Annotated in this window: 1 protein-coding gene; it reads left to right on the top strand. The window is 39.8% G+C overall.

Features of this window, described 5'->3' with window-relative positions:
- Window positions 1-241 (top strand): hypothetical protein (locus AC2Q9J_RS18440; RefSeq protein WP_499042180.1); only part of this gene is annotated, 241 nt, incomplete at both ends.

Genomic DNA, 241 nt, shown 5'->3' on the forward strand with positions numbered 1-241 from the left:
TAAAGTCGTTCAGTACCTTTACAGCACTCAAGGTCGAGACAAAGGACAACTCCATTGTATTGTTTACCCTGATGGATTAAAAGAACATTTTGAACATGATGAAGAAGGGCGTTTACACAAACATATTGATACTAAAGGTTTAGTGACTGAGTACCAATACAATGCCACAGGATTACTCGAACAACGCATAGATGCTAATCGACATCGCATTGGCTATCAATGGGATAAACAGGGACGCATC

Source organism: Planococcus sp. RAB007_Raresut (assembly GCF_057369535.1).